Annotated in this window: 16 protein-coding genes; 10 read left to right on the plus strand and 6 right to left on the minus strand. The window is 33.4% G+C overall.

Translation table 11 applies throughout. The annotated features are described in order from the left end of the window. Positions 1–30: 30 nt before the first annotated feature. On the minus strand, positions 31–3,129 hold the full coding sequence (locus ACPWTF_RS24545) for an efflux RND transporter permease subunit (protein WP_427873705.1): 3,099 nt from the start codon (positions 3,127–3,129) through the stop codon (positions 31–33). A 115-nt stretch (positions 3,130–3,244) separates the two neighbouring features. After that, entirely contained in the window at positions 3,245–4,303 is a 1,059-nt protein-coding gene (locus ACPWTF_RS24550; RefSeq protein ID WP_427873706.1) for an efflux RND transporter periplasmic adaptor subunit, read from the minus strand. A 478-nt stretch (positions 4,304–4,781) separates the two neighbouring features. On the opposite strand from ACPWTF_RS24550, the gene ACPWTF_RS24555 reads away from it, so the two are divergent. The 4 genes from ACPWTF_RS24555 to ACPWTF_RS24570 all read left to right on the plus strand — a co-directional run bounded on the left by ACPWTF_RS24555 (position 4,782) and on the right by ACPWTF_RS24570 (position 7,334). Then, complete coding sequence (locus tag ACPWTF_RS24555; protein WP_427873707.1) at positions 4,782–5,381, plus strand: TlpA family protein disulfide reductase; 600 nt, start codon at positions 4,782–4,784, stop codon at positions 5,379–5,381. Between the two features lie 27 nt (positions 5,382–5,408). Then, complete coding sequence (locus ACPWTF_RS24560; RefSeq protein WP_095929242.1) at positions 5,409–6,263, plus strand: hypothetical protein; 855 nt, start codon at positions 5,409–5,411, stop codon at positions 6,261–6,263. A 66-nt stretch (positions 6,264–6,329) separates the two neighbouring features. After that, positions 6,330–6,674 carry a hypothetical protein gene (locus ACPWTF_RS24565; RefSeq protein WP_427873708.1) on the plus strand — a complete coding sequence of 115 codons (345 nt, stop codon included), beginning with the start codon at positions 6,330–6,332 and terminating at the stop codon, positions 6,672–6,674. A gap of 57 nt (positions 6,675–6,731) precedes the next feature. After that, positions 6,732–7,334 carry a PAS domain-containing protein gene (locus ACPWTF_RS24570; RefSeq protein WP_427873709.1) on the plus strand — a complete coding sequence of 201 codons (603 nt, stop codon included), beginning with the start codon at positions 6,732–6,734 and terminating at the stop codon, positions 7,332–7,334. Positions 7,335–7,557: 223 nt separating this feature from the next. On the opposite strand, the gene recG is transcribed toward ACPWTF_RS24570, so the two are convergent. Next, positions 7,558–9,666 carry an ATP-dependent DNA helicase RecG gene (recG, locus tag ACPWTF_RS24575; RefSeq protein ID WP_427873710.1) on the minus strand — a complete coding sequence of 703 codons (2,109 nt, stop codon included), beginning with the start codon at positions 9,664–9,666 and terminating at the stop codon, positions 7,558–7,560. A gap of 257 nt (positions 9,667–9,923) precedes the next feature. Here recG and ACPWTF_RS24580 point away from each other — a divergent pair, with 257 nt between their 5' ends. The 4 genes from ACPWTF_RS24580 to ACPWTF_RS24595 all read left to right on the plus strand — a co-directional run bounded on the left by ACPWTF_RS24580 (position 9,924) and on the right by ACPWTF_RS24595 (position 13,225). Continuing rightward, positions 9,924–10,349: a hypothetical protein gene (locus ACPWTF_RS24580; RefSeq protein ID WP_427873711.1), complete on the plus strand. Its 426-nt coding sequence runs from the start codon at positions 9,924–9,926 to the stop codon at positions 10,347–10,349. Between the two features lie 130 nt (positions 10,350–10,479). Then, positions 10,480–12,255, plus strand: a complete 1,776-nt coding sequence (locus ACPWTF_RS24585) for a hypothetical protein (RefSeq protein ID WP_427873712.1) — start codon at positions 10,480–10,482, stop codon at positions 12,253–12,255. Between the two features lie 29 nt (positions 12,256–12,284). Further along, the gene (locus ACPWTF_RS24590) at positions 12,285–12,824 is read left to right on the plus strand and encodes a DUF1697 domain-containing protein (protein ID WP_427873713.1); all 540 of its coding nucleotides are present in this window, start codon (positions 12,285–12,287) and stop codon (positions 12,822–12,824) included. Continuing rightward, positions 12,824–13,225 (plus strand): DUF4348 domain-containing protein, encoded by a 402-nt coding sequence (locus ACPWTF_RS24595; RefSeq protein ID WP_427873714.1) that lies wholly within the window; start codon positions 12,824–12,826, stop codon positions 13,223–13,225. The genes ACPWTF_RS24590 and ACPWTF_RS24595 overlap by 1 nt, the downstream gene beginning before the upstream one ends. Before the next feature lie 2 nt (positions 13,226–13,227). Here the strand turns inward: ACPWTF_RS24595 and ACPWTF_RS24600 are convergent, their stop codons facing one another. Genes ACPWTF_RS24600 through ACPWTF_RS24610 form a run of 3 tightly spaced genes read right to left on the minus strand, consistent with a single transcriptional unit; the run spans position 13,228 to position 14,851 of the window. After that, positions 13,228–13,731: a hypothetical protein gene (locus tag ACPWTF_RS24600; protein ID WP_427873715.1), complete on the minus strand. Its 504-nt coding sequence runs from the start codon at positions 13,729–13,731 to the stop codon at positions 13,228–13,230. A gap of 1 nt (position 13,732) precedes the next feature. Beyond that, a complete protein-coding gene (locus ACPWTF_RS24605; RefSeq protein WP_427873716.1) occupies positions 13,733–14,113 on the minus strand; it encodes a hypothetical protein in 381 nt (126 codons plus the stop codon). Then, on the minus strand, positions 14,114–14,851 hold the full coding sequence (locus tag ACPWTF_RS24610; protein WP_427875788.1) for a diphthine--ammonia ligase: 738 nt from the start codon (positions 14,849–14,851) through the stop codon (positions 14,114–14,116). A gap of 91 nt (positions 14,852–14,942) precedes the next feature. On the opposite strand from ACPWTF_RS24610, the gene ACPWTF_RS24615 reads away from it, so the two are divergent. After that, a complete protein-coding gene (locus ACPWTF_RS24615) occupies positions 14,943–15,950 on the plus strand; it encodes a hypothetical protein (RefSeq protein ID WP_427873717.1) in 1,008 nt (335 codons plus the stop codon). An 8-nt stretch (positions 15,951–15,958) separates the two neighbouring features. Next, complete coding sequence (locus tag ACPWTF_RS24620; RefSeq protein WP_427873718.1) at positions 15,959–18,019, plus strand: M1 family metallopeptidase; 2,061 nt, start codon at positions 15,959–15,961, stop codon at positions 18,017–18,019. Positions 18,020–18,090: the final 71 nt, after the last annotated feature.

The following is an 18,090-nucleotide window of genomic DNA, read 5'->3' on the forward strand; positions in this document are numbered from 1 at the left end:
TTCTTTAACCAGAAAGTATATTTCTGATTTTTATTTAATGCTTTCTCTTTCGTATTCGTCAATATGATCAAATTCTGGATAATGCTTTCTTGCTCTTGACCACATAAAATAAATGGCAGGAATTACAAAAAGCGTTAAAGCCAATGAAAAGATAGTTCCTCCCACAATTACAACTCCCATCCCAATTCTACTTGTAGATGCAGCTCCAAGCGACATTGCAATTGGAAGCGCTCCTAATGCAATGGCCAAACTCGTCATTAAAATTGGACGTAAACGTGCCTCTGAAGCTTCTAAAATAGCTTCTAATTTAGGCTTGCCTTGTTCTCGTAACTGATTGGCAAATTCTACAATCAAAATACCGTTTTTGGTTACCAGACCAATTAACATTACCGTACCAATCTGGCTAAAAATATTCCATGTTTGATTGAAGAGCCATAACGAGAATAAAGCTCCTGCAACCGCCATTGGAACCGTCAAAATGATAATGAATGGATCAATGAAACTTTCAAATTGTGCCGCAAGAATCAAGAAGATTAACAATAAAGCCAATCCGAAAGCGAAAGAAGTATTAGAGCTACTTTCTACGAAATCTCGTGATTCTCCAGCTAAATCTGTAGTGAAGCTTTCATCTAAAACTTTTGCTTTAATACGATCCATTTCTTCAATTCCGTCTCCCATACTTTTTCCTGGCGCTAAACCAGCAGAAACCGTTGCAGACATGTATCTGTTATTATGATATAATTGCGGCGGATTACTTTGTTCGTATACGTTTACAACGTTATCCATCTGAATCAATTCGCCATTTTTGTTTTTCACAAACATAGAAGTCAAATCCAAAGGTTTCGATCTGTCTTTTTGGTCAAATTGTCCAATTACTTGATATTGTTTTCCGTTTTTAATAAAATAGCCAAAACGCTGTCCGCTTAAAGAAAGCTGTAAAGTCTGTGCAATGTCAAGAATAGAAATTCCTAAACTTTCTGCTTTTGCACGGTCAATGGTAACGTTGATTTCAGGCTTGTTAAATTTTAAGTTTACATCTGTTGTCGAAAACACATCACTTTTACCTACTTCATTCATAAAAACAGGGATTTTCTCTCTCAACTTATCAAAGTTTGGAGCCTGAATAATGTATTGAATCGGTAAACCCCCACGTCTGTTTACTGCAATTGTTGGCTGTTGAATTACCGCTATTTTAGCATCAGGATATCTTTTTGTCCATTTGCTTAATTTGTCTGCAATTTCTTTTTGAGATCTGGTTCTTTCGTCTGGTTCTTTTAATGACAGTCTCACAAAACCTGAGTTAGTTGCAGAACCTCCAGATCCTCCAGCGGTAATTACTAAACTAACTTTTTTTTCAGGGATTGAATCGTCAACAAGTTTTGAAATTTCTTGCATAAAACGATAAGTATAATCATAAGAAGATCCTTCTGGCGTGGTCATACGCATGGTAACAGAACTTCTGTCATCATAAGGCGCTGTTTCTTTTGGAAGAATCGTAAAGAATAAATAAATAATTCCAAAACAAGCAATTAAAATAGGAAAGCTGATCCATTTTTTGTCCATGAATTTTGTCAGTGATTCAGCATAACTGCTGTTCATTTTTTCAAAAAATGGCTCAGTTTTAATATAGAATTTTGATTTCTTTTGTTCGCCGCCTTTCATTAAATAGGCATTTAACATAGGTGTTAAAGTCAAGGAGACAAAGGCTGAAATCAATACTGCAGCTCCAATTACAACTCCAAATTCTCTAAAGAGTCGGCCAACAAAACCTTCTAAGAAAATTACTGGCAAAAATACTGCTGCTAAAGTGACAGAAATGGATATAACAGCGTAAAAGATTTCATTAGAACCTTTAATGGCTGCTTCGATAGGAGACATTCCTTCTTCGACTTTTTTGAAAATATTTTCAGTTACAACAATTCCGTCATCCACAACAAGTCCTGTTGCAAGTACAATAGCAAGAAGTGTTAGTACATTTATTGAGAAACCAAAAAGCCACATAATGAAGAATGTAGCAATTAACGATACAGGAATGTCAATTAATGGCCTGAAAGCAATTGCCCAGTCTCTAAAAAATAAATAAATAATAATAATAACCAGAACGATTGATATTCCTAAAGTTTCGGCAACCTCCAATACAGATTTCTTTACAAATTGCGTGTTATCAAGCGCAATATTAAGTTTAATATCTTTAGGCAAATCTTTTTTTAAGGCTTCAAATTTTTTGTAAAATTCAGCTGAAATATCCAGATAATTGGCTCCTGGCATTGGAACAATAGCCATTCCGATCATTGGAAGCCCGGAAGACATCAAGGAAGTCTCTATATTCTCTGGACCTAATTCGGCACCGCCTACATCACTAAGCCTTACGATTTTATCGCCATCTGTGCGAATGATAATATTGTTGAATTCTTCTGGTTTAGAAAGATTTCCAACTGTTTTTACGGTTAATTCGGTATTGTTTCCTGTTAATTTACCAGATGGCAGTTCGACGTTCTGAGCATTTAATGCGTTTCTCACATCGGCAACTGTACACTTATAAGCATTTAGTTTTACAGGATCTATCCATAGACGCATAGCATAGCGTTTTTGCCCCCAAATTTGCACGCCACTTACGCCTGGAATAGTTTCCAAACGCTGAGAAATAACATTTTCGGCATAATCGCTTAATTCTAAAGAGCTTCTGCTGTCACTTTGAACCGTCATCGAAATAATAGATTCGCTATCTGCATCGGCTTTAGAAACAACTGGTGGGGCATCTATATCTTGTGGAAGATTTCTAATGGCTTGCGAGACCTTGTCTCGAACATCATTGGCCGCTTCCTCTAAATCCTTATCTAAATTAAACTCGATTGTAATGGTACTGCTTCCTTGGTTGCTGGATGAAGTAATATTTCGAATTCCATCAATCGCATTTACGGCTTTTTCTAGAGGCTCTGTAATTTGCGATTCAATAATATCAGAATTGGCACCAGTATAATTGGTACGAATAGAAACCTGCGCAGGGTCAATCGAAGGAAATTCTCTGACTCCTAGAAATGTATAACCAATAAAACCGAATAGTATAATTAACAGATTCAGTACTATAGTTAAGACAGGTCTTCTTATGCTTGTAGTAGATAAACTCATTTGTAATTTTAGATTTTAGATTGTTGATTTTAGATTTCAGATTTATTGCTAAATCTTGACTACCATCTTTAAATCTATATTCAAGTCTTTCGACTTTTGACTTTTGGCTTTAGAACTATTTTACTTGAACTTTGATAGGAGCTTCGTTTTTTAATGACATAACACCGCTTGTAATTAAAGTGTCTCCAGGTTTTAATCCTGCTAAAATTAAAATTGAAGAATCTGTTCTTGTTGTCGCATCAACCATTACTTCTTTTGCTTGCCCGTTGTTGGCAACAAATACTTTTTTACCGTCTTGAATTGGAATAATTGCTTGAGAAGGAACAACTATCGCGTCTTTGATAATATTTAAAGGCAATTTGATGTCTGCAAAAGTCCCAGGAAAAAGTTTTCCGTCATTATTATCAGCAAGCGCACGAATCTGAAGTGTACGTGTAGCAACAGCAACTTCTGGTTCGATAGCGTAGATTTTTGCATTATACGTTTTGTCAGATCCAGAAACTCTAAAATCGATTACAGATCCTGATTTTACTTCTGATGCATATTTTTCTGGAATAGAAAAAGTAATTTTTAATTTACTGGTATTTACCAATTTTGCCACTAAAACAGTTGGTGTAATGTATGTTCCTGGAGAAATATTACGTAAACCAATTTTTCCTGAAAAAGGTGCTCTAACAGAAGTTTTAGAGATTTGCGCTCTAATTAATTGGCTTTGCGCTTGAGCAGAAGCAAGATCTGCTTTTGCGACATCTGCTTCTTCTTGACTGATGGCTTCTTTTTGCAGTAATAATTTTGCTCTTCTTGCGTTTTCAGCAGCCAAATCTTCTCTAGTTAGGGCTTGTCTTAGCTGTGCTTTTAATTCAATATCATTTACTTTAAGAAGCACTTGTCCTTTTGTTACATTGCTGCCTTCGTTAAAAAATATTCCTTCAACAATTCCTGAAACCTCACTATGAATTTCTACTTGTTCGTTTGCTTCAATAGATCCTGATAATGCTAAATTATTGTCAAAAGTAGCAGTCTTTATTATAATTCCATTAACAGTTGTTGGAGCTTTTTTATCATTGAAATTTTTAGATTCATCGTTTTTACCCTTGTTCGAAATAATTCTGTAGGTGATAAAGCCACCAATTGCAACAATTAAAAGGGTGTAAATGAGGTGTTTTAGTTTCATAAAAATGAGGTGAGTATAGAATTTAGGTTTTTGTTTTTAGTAAGCTTACAAATTTAACTTTTTGGTGCGAAATCGAAAGCTGTTAGCGTTTATTTAACATTTGTAGGTACAAAGGTTTGTATTTAGACTACAGGCAGGCAAAAAGGTTTAATTTAAGTTTAATTTTTTTTGAAGAAAGTAGAGATGCTGAGGGTAAAATTACGTTCTAAGACTTAGATAAGCGCTTATCGTTTCTAGTATAGAAGATTTTTTTTTGCAATTTGTCTGATTTTTTTTGCACTTTATCGATTTTATTTGTAACATTGATATGTTAAACAAAATGAAAGATTTTTACGCAAAAGTTAACAATTGTTTTTGCTTTTTGTGTTAAAACATGTAGATATAAGTTGTTTTTTTTTGTTTTTTGATTAATATAGTGAATAATTATATTAACAAGTGTTTATTATTTACGGTTGAATAAAATAAAAAAAAATAATTTATGAAGAAAAAATTACTTCTAAGCTTATGGTTTACATTTTTGCTTTTTTCAATTGGTTATCTATTTTGGCAGAATGAGTTCCAATACAGTCTTCCAACACCTATTCCCAAAAATTATCATGCGATAGCAATGGGTTCAAAAATTGAACTTGGTCCATGCTGTGCATTTGACAACAAACCTATTTTTATCCATTTTTTTAATCCAGAATGTCCCTGTTCACGATTTAATGTTCCGCATGTAAGCGATTTAATTAAAAAGTACGGAGATCAGGTTAATTTTAAAATTGTGGTGTTAAACAAACAGAAGAATTTTACCATTGATGAAATTCAACAAAAGTTTGGTGCCGAGATACCTGTATATTTTGATGAAGCAATTGCCAAAAAATGTGGTGTTTTCTCCACTCCGCAGGCCGTTTTACTAGACCAGTCACATAATTTATATTATAGAGGCAATTACAATAAAACCAGATATTGTACAGATACCAAAAGCAATTATGCCCAAATGGCGATTGATTCTCTTCTTAACCAAAAAGAGAAACCTTCTTTTAATGCTTTAGCTCTTAAAGCATACGGATGTTCATTACCAAAATGTACTAAATAACTTTTCCAAAAACCTAAATCTAAACCTATGAAAACAAAAGCTAGCTTAAACGAACAAGATTATCTGCATAGTTTTATGTCTACAATGACACAAAAATCAGATACAATTATTAATTATGTACTTGCAGTATATTTTCTTCTGGGTATCGGACTTTCTTTTAAATATGATACTTTTGAAATTGGCGTTGGCGTCGGGACATTGAATCTTTTGCTTTATTATTCGGCAAAATTTTTCATGAAAAATTCTAAATTTTACCAATACGTTTTATCTGTCGTTCTGGCTATTTTTATGGCGCAGTACATTTATCAGATGCACGGAATGTTCGAAATGCATTTTACCGTATTCATTGCCAGTACCATTTTGATTATCTATCAGAATTGGAAGCTTCAAATTCCGCTTACTTTATTGGTTGTTCTCCATCATGCTGGATTGGCGTACCTGCAAAACTATATTTACAATGATGCCAACGGCCTTCAGGTGTATTTTTCGCAAGTAAATTTTGATCTCGAAACATTAATTATTCATACCGTTTTGGCTGCAGTGGTTTTCTTTATGAACGGCTATTGGGCGTACTATTTTAAAGAACATAGCGAAAATCATATCTCTAAAATTTCAGACGAGTATGAGTTGGAAAACATGAAATTGGCTTCGGCAAAATACAGCTCAATGTCAGCTACAAAAGATTATAATGACTTTATTCATAGAACGACTTTAGATTTAAAACTGCCAGTAAATTCAGTTTTAAAATTAATTGATGTTTCAAAAGGACATACAGATAATGACAAGCTGCTTAGTTATCTTGAAATGATGAGAGAAAGTGCCAAAAAAATTGATGATTTAGTCAATGATATTCATGTGAAATCAACAACCAATAGAAACTAGTTTTTTAAAACTGGAATTAAAGTCAAGTCCCAAAGAAAACAATATTAATATTTTTAAACCTGTTGTATGTTTAAGCATGATTTACCCACTGCACTGCCTACGCTGCATAGTCTTAAAAGAATAATTGAAGATTTTTTGAATGAAAGCATAACATTAGATTCGATTGAAAAAATGGGGATTCAATCTGATTTTGAAATAGAGGTAAAGGAGATTTTTAAAAATTACCGAACGAGTTCGCATGTTTACGATCTTGATTTTCAATACAAAAAGCTAATTCAGATTATGAATGATATTAGACAGGTTAATCTTGCTGTTAATAATGAAATTCCAGAATGGCTTGAAAATGAGTTGGAAACAGTTTTTCGTAAAATCAGAAACATTCTACTTGTCTTAGAAATCGAGTCAAATTAAGGTTTATGGATTCATTTTATGCGAATTGAATTGTAAATTAATTTAAATGTAAGAGTTATGGATACCAGATTACACCGTCCAACAGCTTCGGATAGAGAAGTGGACTGGAATAAGAATAAAGTATTGCTTAGTAAAACTGATAAAAAAGGAACCATTTTATATGCCAATGAAGACTTTATAGATGTTTCTGGTTATGATGAATTTGAGCTTGTTGGCCAGCCTCATAATATTGTACGTCATCCCGATATGCCAAAAGTAATTTTTAAATTTTTGTGGGATAGTATTAAATCTAGTGAAAACATTCATGTCATTGTAAAAAACATGGCAAAAACAGGCCGTTATTACTGGGTTGTAACCGATTTTAAAATTGTGGCAGATACCGATGGTGAAATTGTAGGCTTCTTCTGCACTCGAAAATCGGTTCCAAACGATATTATTGTAAAATTTATTGAGCCCTTGTACAAGAAACTTTTGCAGATTGAAGAAACCAGCGGTATGCACGCTTCTGAGGAGTATCTTGTAGGTTTTCTAGAAGAGAGAAAGAAAACGTACATGGAATACGTCGATCACATGATTGCAACCGGAAAGGATGATAAAAATAAAATAAGCAAAGGTTTGTTTAGCGGTCTTTTTGAAAAGAAAAACGAGGCAAAAAAATAATTACTAACTATATACTTCATTGTGTCCGATAAAAATATTCACCCCTTAAATTTGTCCCCCAGCAAAACTAAATCACATGAATGAAAATAAAGGACGCAATGGAGTTTTTTTTTCTTAAGTTGCTAAGCTTTTAAGTTTAAAAAGCTCAAAGATTAAACATTTAATCTTTGAGCTTTTTTTAGAATTCTTAGAACCTTAGTATCTTAGTATCTTAGCATCTTAGCTAACTAATATAATTCCAAATATTCTTTTTCTTGGTTAATTCTATAAAGATGTTTCTTAAAACAGCGTGTTCTGGTTTTTGAAGAGCAGAATCTTCTTTTAAGATTTTCATGGCATAATTTCTTGCCAGAGATAAAATATCTCTATCTTTTACAATATCAGCAATTTGAAGGTTTAAAACGCCGCTTTGTTGTGTTCCCATTAAATCTCCATGACCACGAAGTTTTAAGTCAACTTCGGCAATTTCAAAACCATCGTTGGTTTGCACCATGGTTTCCATTCTAGTTTTGCTGTCAGAGCTTAATTTATGTCCAGTCATTAAGATACAATAACTCTGTTCGGCACCACGACCCACGCGCCCACGGAGCTGATGCAATTGAGAAAGCCCAAATCGTTCTGCGCTTTCTATAATCATTACACTCGCATTTGGCACGTTTACACCAACCTCAATTACAGTTGTTGCCACCATAATATTGGTTTTTCCTTCAGAGAAACGCTTCATTTCAGAATCTTTATCAGCTGGCTTCATTTTTCCGTGAAGAATAGAGATCGAATATTGCGGAAGAGGGAAATCGCGAGATATACTCTCGTAACCGTCCATTAAATCCTTATAATCCATTTTTTCAGATTCCTGAATAAGCGGGTAAACAATATAGATTTGTCTTCCTTTTGCAATTTCATCACGAAGAAATTTCCAGACTTTTAATCTATTCGTATCATAACGATGTACGGTCTGAATTGGTTTTCTTCCAGGAGGTAATTCATCAATAACCGAAATATCCAAATCGCCATATAAACTCATTGCCAGCGTTCTCGGAATAGGAGTAGCGGTCATAACCAAAACGTGTGGCGGAATATCATTTTTCTTCCACAATTTAGATCTTTGCTCTACGCCAAAACGATGCTGTTCATCAATTACAGCCAAGCCTAAATTCTGAAATTGCACTTTATCTTCCAATAAAGCATGAGTTCCAATTAAAATTTTAAGTTCTCCACTTTCTAATTCTTCATGAATAATTTTTCTTTCAGCAGTTTTAGTAGAACCTGTTAAAATTCGAATATTGATGTTTAGTGTTTTAGCAAATTCAGATAAACCCAAAAAATGCTGATTGGCCAAGATTTCTGTCGGCGCCATCAAACAAGCTTGAAAACCATTATCAATTGCCAAAAGCATACTCATAAAAGCCACAATCGTTTTTCCAGAACCCACGTCACCTTGCAACAAACGATTCATTTGAGCATTACTGCCCATATCTGTCCTAATTTCTTTGATAACTCTTTTTTGAGCATTAGTTAAGTCAAAAGGCAAATGATTTTTATAAAATTCATTAAAAAGTTCTCCCACTTTGTCAAATGGATGTCCTTTTATTTTATGTTTTCGAATGAGATTCTTTGTGATTAATTGAAGCTGAATAAAGAACAATTCTTCAAATTTTAGTCGGAATTGCGCTTTCGCTAAAATCTCGGCGCTCTTTGGAAAATGAATGTTGAATAATGCGGCACGTTTTGGAATCAACTTTAATTCTTCAATTAAAAACGGCGGAAAAGTTTCTGTAAACAATGCCTGTGTTTCCAAGAAAAGCTGTTCCATCAATTTATTAATGGTACGGTTCGAAATTCCTTTATTAGCCAAAGCTTCTGTTGAAGGATAAACGGGCTGCATAGCCGAACGTAAACTTCTTTCGTGTTCGCTTAATAATTCAATTTCGGGATGTGCCATACTAAACTGGCTTCCGTACAGCGAACATTTTCCAAAAATGACCAAAGGTTCGTTAATTTTTAAGCTTTCGCGAATCCATTTATGGCCTTGAAACCAATTCAAATCAATTTGCCCAGTATCGTCAACAAAACTCGCGACTAGACGTTTTTTGTTTTTGGCAAATTCGACGGTTTTAATATTGATTATTTTTCCAATAATTTGGACTTCAGAACCCGTATTCTGCAATTCATTAATCTTGTAATAACGTGTTCTGTCAATATATCGATTCGGAAAAAGATTGACTAAATCTCCATATTTATGAATGCCCAATTCCTTACGAAGCAGCTGGCCACGGCTCGGACCAACACCTTTTAAGTATTCAATTGGAGTTTCTAGAAGATTATTAGACATTAATTTATTTTAGATTTTAGATTGCTGATTTTAGATTTGGTTTCTATCCTGAAAATTCGGGACGGAATTGGAATTTGGAATTTATTTAATTGGAATTTTATTAAGAAGCGAAGATAGATTTTAATTGGGAATTTTGAAAATGATTTATTGTTTTCAAGTGTTTGAATATTAACTTATCGTTAAGTTGTAATGTTTAGACGCAACTGTTTTAAGAAAGGAAAATCTTAATAATAATTAACTCATTAAAAACTATAAAAATGAAAAAAATTGGACTTTTGATTGCAATGTGTGTTTCTTTAATTTCTTGTTCTAACGACGATTCAAGCGACAAGGCAGATGCAGCCGTTACAGATTATTACGGGAAGTGGATACAGTATACCGAGGCTAAGTTTTCAAACGACCCTTCTTCAAAACAGTATTCTTATGTATTTAATAAAGACAATACATTTTCAAAAAGGAGAGTTTATGAAAATATTGATGTGACGCTTACAGGAACTTTTGAGATTATAAGCAAAGAAAATCTAACTCGTTTTGTATTAACTTATAAAGAGAAAAAGGAGAATTCATTCATTTCAAACTGTACAGGCAGTTTGATAGAAAGTTTTACTCTTGACAAGTCAGGACATTTGCTGGATGATGCTCGCGCATGTGACGGCAGTTTTGTATTTAAGAAAGAAAATTAGAATTGAAATAAGCAAAAGCTGTAAAACTCTGTTGGTAAACTAACAGAGTTTTTTATTTTTATCGTCAGTATAATTTTAATAAAAAAGATTATTAGATTTGTTAAAACATTTAAATTATAAGCCTCAAATTATGATTAAAGAAGAAAAAGTTCCTTTTGAAACTATGGTGTTTTCTGGTATTACATTCAAGGTAATTAACCGACACGAAGCCCACAATATTATTGGAGATCTTACCGATTTCAAGAATCAGAAAATTTATAATGTTTTTGAAGATACTTGGTGTTTCCCTGATTACGAAGAAAATCCGATATTTCTATTAGCAGAAGATGATGTAGAAATGGACTTGTTTGAGATGGATTTTAGTACCGAAGAACATCCGGATATTTTTATTTTAGGATTTATTTTCAAAGGAAATCTAACAGTTGCAAAGCTTATCAGTTCTTATGATACGGATAATTCTCCGGCTTTAATTGTTTTAGGAAAGACAACAACAGTCAATATCAATTTGTTCGGAAGCGTTCATTATTTGGGCGGAGGCTTACAGTGCGATACGCTTGCGGGAGAATACAATCACGGAGAACTTTTTGTAAAAGGCGATCTTATAGCTTGGCTGGTTTATACAGATGATATGCTCTTTCATTTTGAACGTTTTACAGATGTTCAGGCGATCATAAGTTCGGGCAGACCCGACGTTTTGATTTGTAGCAATGTGCAAGACACTGACGGATTTATTATAACTGTCGAGAATTATCTGCCTTCAACACACAAACTGTCGGATATTGTAGACGATGCTTTTGTAGAACTTTCAAGTTATGGCAGCGAAATATTGGGCAATAACTATTTAGATATTTTTAAAGAAGGACTTTCAATCTTAGATTACGATAAAAAAGAGCGGTATTCGTATGCAGATTTCCGTAATGAGTTTATCAATATGGTCGAAGTTTTGTCTGAAAATGAAGAATTGAAAGAAAACGGAAAAATCGTTAGACATATTTCTGGAACCACTTATTTGTTTATTCCTTTTGATTATGAAGGAAAAAAATACAGCCAGATTTCTGAAGAAATTTCAAATGGTTTTAATATCCGAATGCGCGCTTTGTGGTGTCATGAAGATGAAGAAATTATGATTATTCTGGAATATCTTGATGAAAACGGAGATCCAAAATACCAATGGATGAATGACGAAAATGCTCCCGGAATTGAGTTTTTCTGCGTAAAAAATGCTGTCATGAAAACATTTGAAATATTGATGGCTCCAGAAGCTGAAGAAGAAGATGACGAAGATAATGAAACAGAATATGCAGATTATGAAGGCAGTTTTTCATTAGAAGAATTTGCAGTTCAATTTGGCAGCTATAAATTACCTGAAGATTTAGTAAAATTATATGAATTCGAGCAAGAACATGGAGTAGAATCTTATTCGGAATGTTTTGGACTTACTATAACTGAAGAGAAAACAGGAATAAAAACATGGTCTGAAGAAGAAGAGTTTTACAATAGTTTTATCGAATTTGCAGGCGCAAACGGATCTGGAAGTTCATATGCGTATTGGCTTATAGACAAAGATTTGAATAATTGTCCGATTGTTGTTTTTGGTGACGAAGGTGGAGTTCACGTTGTGGCAGAAAGCACTCGTAAACTAATTCAGTTGCTGACATTAGACACTGAAATTTCTGTAGACTTTGATTCTGCTTATTTTTATAAAGATGAAGAATATTATGAAGAAAGCGAAAACAAAGAAGAGTTTCAAGAATGGGTTAAAGAACAGTTTGGTTTTGATGCAATAGAATCTAATGAAGAAGCAGACGAAATTGTAGCACAAGCGAAAAGAAAGTACAAGCAGAAGTTCAATGATTTCTTAGTGAAATTTGATATTGAAATTAGTGAAGAAGATGATGACGAATAGTTTTTTATCTTTGACTTAAATTAGAAAAAATGAAAACACATTTAGCGCTTTTACGCGGAATCAACGTTTCTGGGCATAACATGATGAAAATGGAAGCTTTGAAAGCAATGCTGGAAAATATTGGTTTTCAGAATGTTCGAACGTATCTGCAATCTGGAAATGTCTTTGTAGACAGCGAAGAAGAAGCCTCTAAAGTTGGTTTTATGATCAAACAAGAAATATTTAAAGTTTTTGGACACGAAGTTCCTGTTGTGATGATTACCAAAGAAAATTTAGAATCTTGTTTTACCAATAATCCGTTTTTAAAAGAGAAAGATATTGATACCAAAAAGCTCTATGTGGCTTTTGTTTCAATGAATTTAAAAAAGGAAAGTATAAACGATTTGAAAATCAGTCAGTTTAAACCAGACGAAGCCAGTATTGATGAAAATAAGATTTTTATTAAATATGCCGTTGGCGCTGGAAAAACACGTTTTGATCAAAAATATATCGAGAAAAAATTAAATCTAACAGCAACAATTCGAAACTGGAATACCGTTACGAACTTGCTTAAAATGTATGAAGAATAATGAAAAAGTACTTTTTTATAGTTTTTGTTTTTGCAATGAGTTTAAATACTACAGTTTATGCTCAGAACGCCAAAACAGCTCCAGAAGATTTTAATGTCTTTTTTAAGAAATTTAATGAAGATCAGAAATTTCAAATTAGCAGAGTTATTTTTCCTTTAAAGTATAAAATGAATAATGATGATTTTGAATTAGCGGATTATACAATGCCAAAAGAAAATTATAAATCCCTTAATTTGAATAGAAAATCGGATGAGAAATATTTAAAGCGCGCCTTGGTGGTAAAGAAAAATAAAGTCACACTTCAAGAACGAGGACTTGATAGCGGAATTTATATTGATTATATTTTTGAACTAAAAGATAACAAATGGTTCTTGAAAACTTTTGTAGACCAATCTACTTAAGATTAATCGCGAAGCCATTTTTGCATAGCCGGAAAAGGAGATTTATTTTCTTTTTCGGCTTTTTCATTTCCAAGACACAATCCCATCCATTCCAGAAGAGGTAATCCCATATAATTTTCAGATTCGAAGTTCGAAATAAACCACTCCGAATGACCTTTGTATCCGTTTGGATGAAATACAAATTCAGCAGGAAATTGTAAATGATGCAACGCGGCATACGACCATAAAATAGCGGCAATTTCGTCGCCTTGAGTCGGCCAATCTTTAGAAATTTGTGTCGAACCAACCAATTCTCTTTCAGAAGGAATTGTGACTGCAAGATGTCCAGCCTCATGTAAAATATCACCAGGATATAATAATTTAGTATAATCGATATAAATGCAATTAGGCCCTAAATCTAAGCCTGGCAAAAAGGTTTCTTCAAGCTCTTTTTCAATAATTTCAATACCAATTTCATTCAAAAAGAGTAGTACTTTTTTTACTTCATCATTTTCTTTTAAAGCCATATTAGTTTGTTTTTAAAATAGTCTTCTTGATGTAAATAGTGTCTGCATTATGAAAAGCTCCTTTTTTCATTCCACCGCCAAAAGGCTGTATAAATTGAATGTTTTGAGATTCGTAACCTTCTTTTTTAATCGCTTCATTTACGGTTAAAGTTGGCGCTTCGAAACCAAAAAATGTAAATTGGCGATAGCGTTTTTCTGCTAATGAAAAGTAACCGTTTGCTTGGCTTAAAGTCTCTCCAACAGTACAGTTTCCTATAGGCCGTTTCGTTTCTGCATCGTAAATATAGCCGGTAATTTGAGGCCTTTTGCATCTGTTAACCAAACAACTTTGCAAAGAGAAAGAAATAAGAACTAGAAATATAAATTTATAAAAAAACTTCATTTATTTTTTAATTAAATCACAATACCAAAATCCAAAATCAAAAGCAGTTTCATCATTGGTATCGCAAGCTGTTTTTGACGAATCTTTCTTTTCTGGTTTTTCATATTTTCGATAAACAATTTCGCCAATTTCAAAATCAATTGGTTTAGAAAATATTGGCCCGTCAAAAGTAAAAGTATGAAATTCACCGTTTTCACCACAAACATCTACATTTTTAGGTAAGTCATTTATGAAATCCTGATCGATAACTCTACCAACAAAACTTTTGTCTAAATATTTTTCGTTTACACAAACCACAATTGTTTTGAATCCCAATGCAATAAACTCGTGAATTAAATCTTGAGTTGGAATTTTCCAGATAGGAAAAACACCTTTTAAGCCAATTTTTGCCAACTGATTTTCGCGATATTGACGTAAATCTTCTAGAAATATATCTCCAAAAATAGAATGCGTTATTCCATTTTCTTTTAATTTGGTTAAAACTTCGGTCATCACTTTTTCGTAAATTTCCATAGTTGGCATTTCTGGAACTTCAAGAATTTTTAACGGAATTCCGATGCTTTGCGCTTGTTCCTTCAATAGTTCAACGCGAATTCCGTGCATCGAAATGCGTTGATATTGCTGGTTTACGCTTGTCAATAAACATTCTATCTGAAAATCAGTGTTTTGAAGTGTTTTGTATAAGGCTAGAGCAGAATCTTTACCGCTGCTCCAGTTAAATAAGGCTTTTTGAGGTATAGACACGATTTGCGGTTTTATATGGTAAACTTACAAATTTCATTCTATTTGTAAAGGAAACCTTTTGTAACTTTGGGATTTTACATGCCAAATGACACCATTATTTAAAGAAAAATTCAAAATAGATTCGCACCGACTGCAAAACTGGGATTATTCTAGTGAAGCAGTTTATTTTATTACGCTAGTTACAAAAGATAGAAAATGTATTTTTGGCAGTGTCGAAGAAGAAAAAATGATTTTAAATGAAAATGGAAAGATTGTTGAAAATGAGTTATTGAAATCAATAAAGATTCGAAAAAATTGGTTTTTTCATAATTGGGTTATTATGCCAAATCACATTCATTTATTAATCGAAATTCAAAATAAAGATGTTTCTATTAACATGGAAAGCACCCAGAATATCGTAGAGACGGACAGCAGTGCGTCTTTACAGAACCAATCTGAAGAAAAAACAGAAATTGACGCAACGCATATCGTAGAGACGCACCGCAGTGCGTCTACGTCCAGCATATCCACAACAGAAAACAAAATTTCGGACATATCTTTGTCGACATACGGGCGTGAGACGCACAGCAGTGCGCCTCTACAGAGCCAATCTAATTCCGATTTTCTATCCGAAACGCATATCGTAGAGACGCACCGCAGTGCGCCTACGTCCAGCATATCCACAACAGATATTTCTTTGTCGACATACGGGCGTGAGACGCACAGCAGTGCGCCTCTACAAAACCAATCTGAAGAAAAAATAGGAATTAACACAATGCATATCGTAGAGACGCACCGCAGTGCGTCTACGTCAAGTATATCCACAACGGAAAACAATATTTCTGACCTATCTTTGTCGACAAACGTTGCGGAGACGCACTGCAGTGCGCCTCTACGAAATCAAACGGAATCTAAATTTTCCAGAAAATCCAATTCTATTTCATCATTTGTAGCCATTTTTAAATCAATTACGACTAAACAAATAGGCGGTTCAGAATCAATTTGGCAGGCTAATTACCATGATCATATTGTTAGAAATTATAAGAGGTTTGAAAAGGTTTACGATTATATTAAAAACAATCCAAGATCTTGGGAAACAGATTCTTTAAAATAAAATTTTCAATGAAATACATCTTTTTATTATTCACTGGTTTTCTTTTTGCACAGCAAACGCAATACGTCGATTTTAAATCTGTTTCAGGACAATTGTCTTTAAATTCAAAAGAAAAAACAGTTTCAGGTACAGTCGATTTTCAATTTGAGGTTTTAAAGGATTGTGATACGATTTCGCTTGACGCTAAAAACATGGAATTCTCGAATGTGAAAATCAACGAGAAAGAAATCATTTTCATTAATACAACCAAACAATTAAAATTGGTTTTTCCATTTAAAAAAGGAGAAAATCATCTAACTTTTAATTATTCGACAAAACCAAAGCAAGCCTTGTATTTTGTGGATATGGAAAACGAAGAAGTGCAAATCTGGACACAAGGGCAGGGAAGATACACGAGCAATTGGTTTCCGAGTTTTGACGATGTGAATGAAAAATTGATTTTTAATTTAGGGATTTCTTACGACAAAGACTATCAAGTAGTTTCAAACGGGGTTTTAAAAGAAAAAATAGCTAACGGAAATCTAAATCACTGGCAATATCAGATGGAGAAGCCAATGAGTTCGTATTTATTAATGCTGGCAATCGGAAAATATGATAAAAAAGAGTTTAAATCTAAAAGCAGGATACCTTTAGAATATTATTACGAGCCTAAAGATGCAGATCGTTTTGAACCCACTTATCGTTATTCAAAGCGAATTTTTGATTTTCTGGAAAAAGAAATTGGCGTAAAATATCCTTGGAAGATTAACAGACAGATTCCTGTTAGAGACTTTTTGTATGCTGGAATGGAGAATACAACTTCAACTCTTTTTGCAACGCGATATGTAGTAGATTCAACAGGTTTTTGCGATCGAAATTATACCAATGTCGATGCGCATGAATTGGCACATCATTGGTTTGGAGATTTGATTACAGCTGAAAGTAGTACGCACCATTGGCTTCAGGAAGGATTTGCGACATATTTTGCCTTGCTTGCTGAAAAAGATATTTACGGAGAAGATTACTTTTATTCTAAATTATACGACACGGCACAGCAGATAAAATTTGCTTCTCGCACCGATACTATTCCAGTTTTAAATCCAAAAGCAAGTTCGCTGACATTTTACGAAAAAGGAGCTTGGGCGCTATTTGTTTTGCATGAATCTATTGGAGATAAGGCGTTTAAAAAAGCAATTAAAAGTTATTTAAATAAATACGCTTATCAAACCGTAAACACACAGAATTTTTTCGGTGAGATAAAAAAAGTCTCTGATTTCGATTTGGATAAATTTCAAAAAACTTGGCTGGAATCAACTGCTTTTGATACGCCAACTGCAAATGCTTTATTAAGTAAAAACAAAGCAATCCAAAAAAGATTGGAAATCGATAAACTAAAAAAAACGCCTTTAAGAGAAAAAACAGATATCTTGAAAAATGTTTTAGAATCAGATGTTTACCAATCTGTAAAAGAAGCGGTTGTTGATCAGTTGGAAAATGAAAAATACGAAGATAAAAAGTCACTTTTGCTTTTGGCAATGCAAACCAATAATCTTAAAGTCCGTCAGAATCTGGCCGGATCTTTAACCAAAATTCCAGAAGATTTTAGAGCAAATTACGAAACACTTTTAGATGATAAATCCTATCAGACACAGGAAATAGCATTTTATTGGCTTTGGAGAAATTTCCCTAACCATAGAACCGAATATCTGTATAAATCTAAAGATTGGATTGGCTTTAATGACTATAATCTAAGAACGTTGTGGCTTTCTCTTGCTTTGTCAACACCAAACTATAGTAATGATCCAGATTCTTTAGTAAATGAGTTGATTGCGTTTTCGTCTACCAAATATGAAGCTACAACACGACAAAATGCTTTAGAAAAGTTAATCGCCTTTAAAATTATTAACGATCAGGTTTTGAGTAATTTAGTTGGCGCTACTACACACCATATGTGGCAGTTTTCAAAATTTGGAAGAGACACAATTAGACTTCTGCTAAAAAATTCTGAAATGCATGCTTCATTTAATAGAATTTTACCTAATTTGACACCCGATGAGCAATTCCAATTGAATCGTTTGTTGAAAGAGTAATCAGAGAATAGAAAATAGAAAATAGATTGAGTAGAAGTCTTTATTCTTTGTTCTATATTCTTTTGTCTTAA

Origin of the sequence: Flavobacterium sp. MMS24-S5 (assembly GCF_050320125.1) — a bacterium.
Lineage (GTDB): Bacteria > Bacteroidota > Bacteroidia > Flavobacteriales > Flavobacteriaceae > Flavobacterium > Flavobacterium tyrosinilyticum.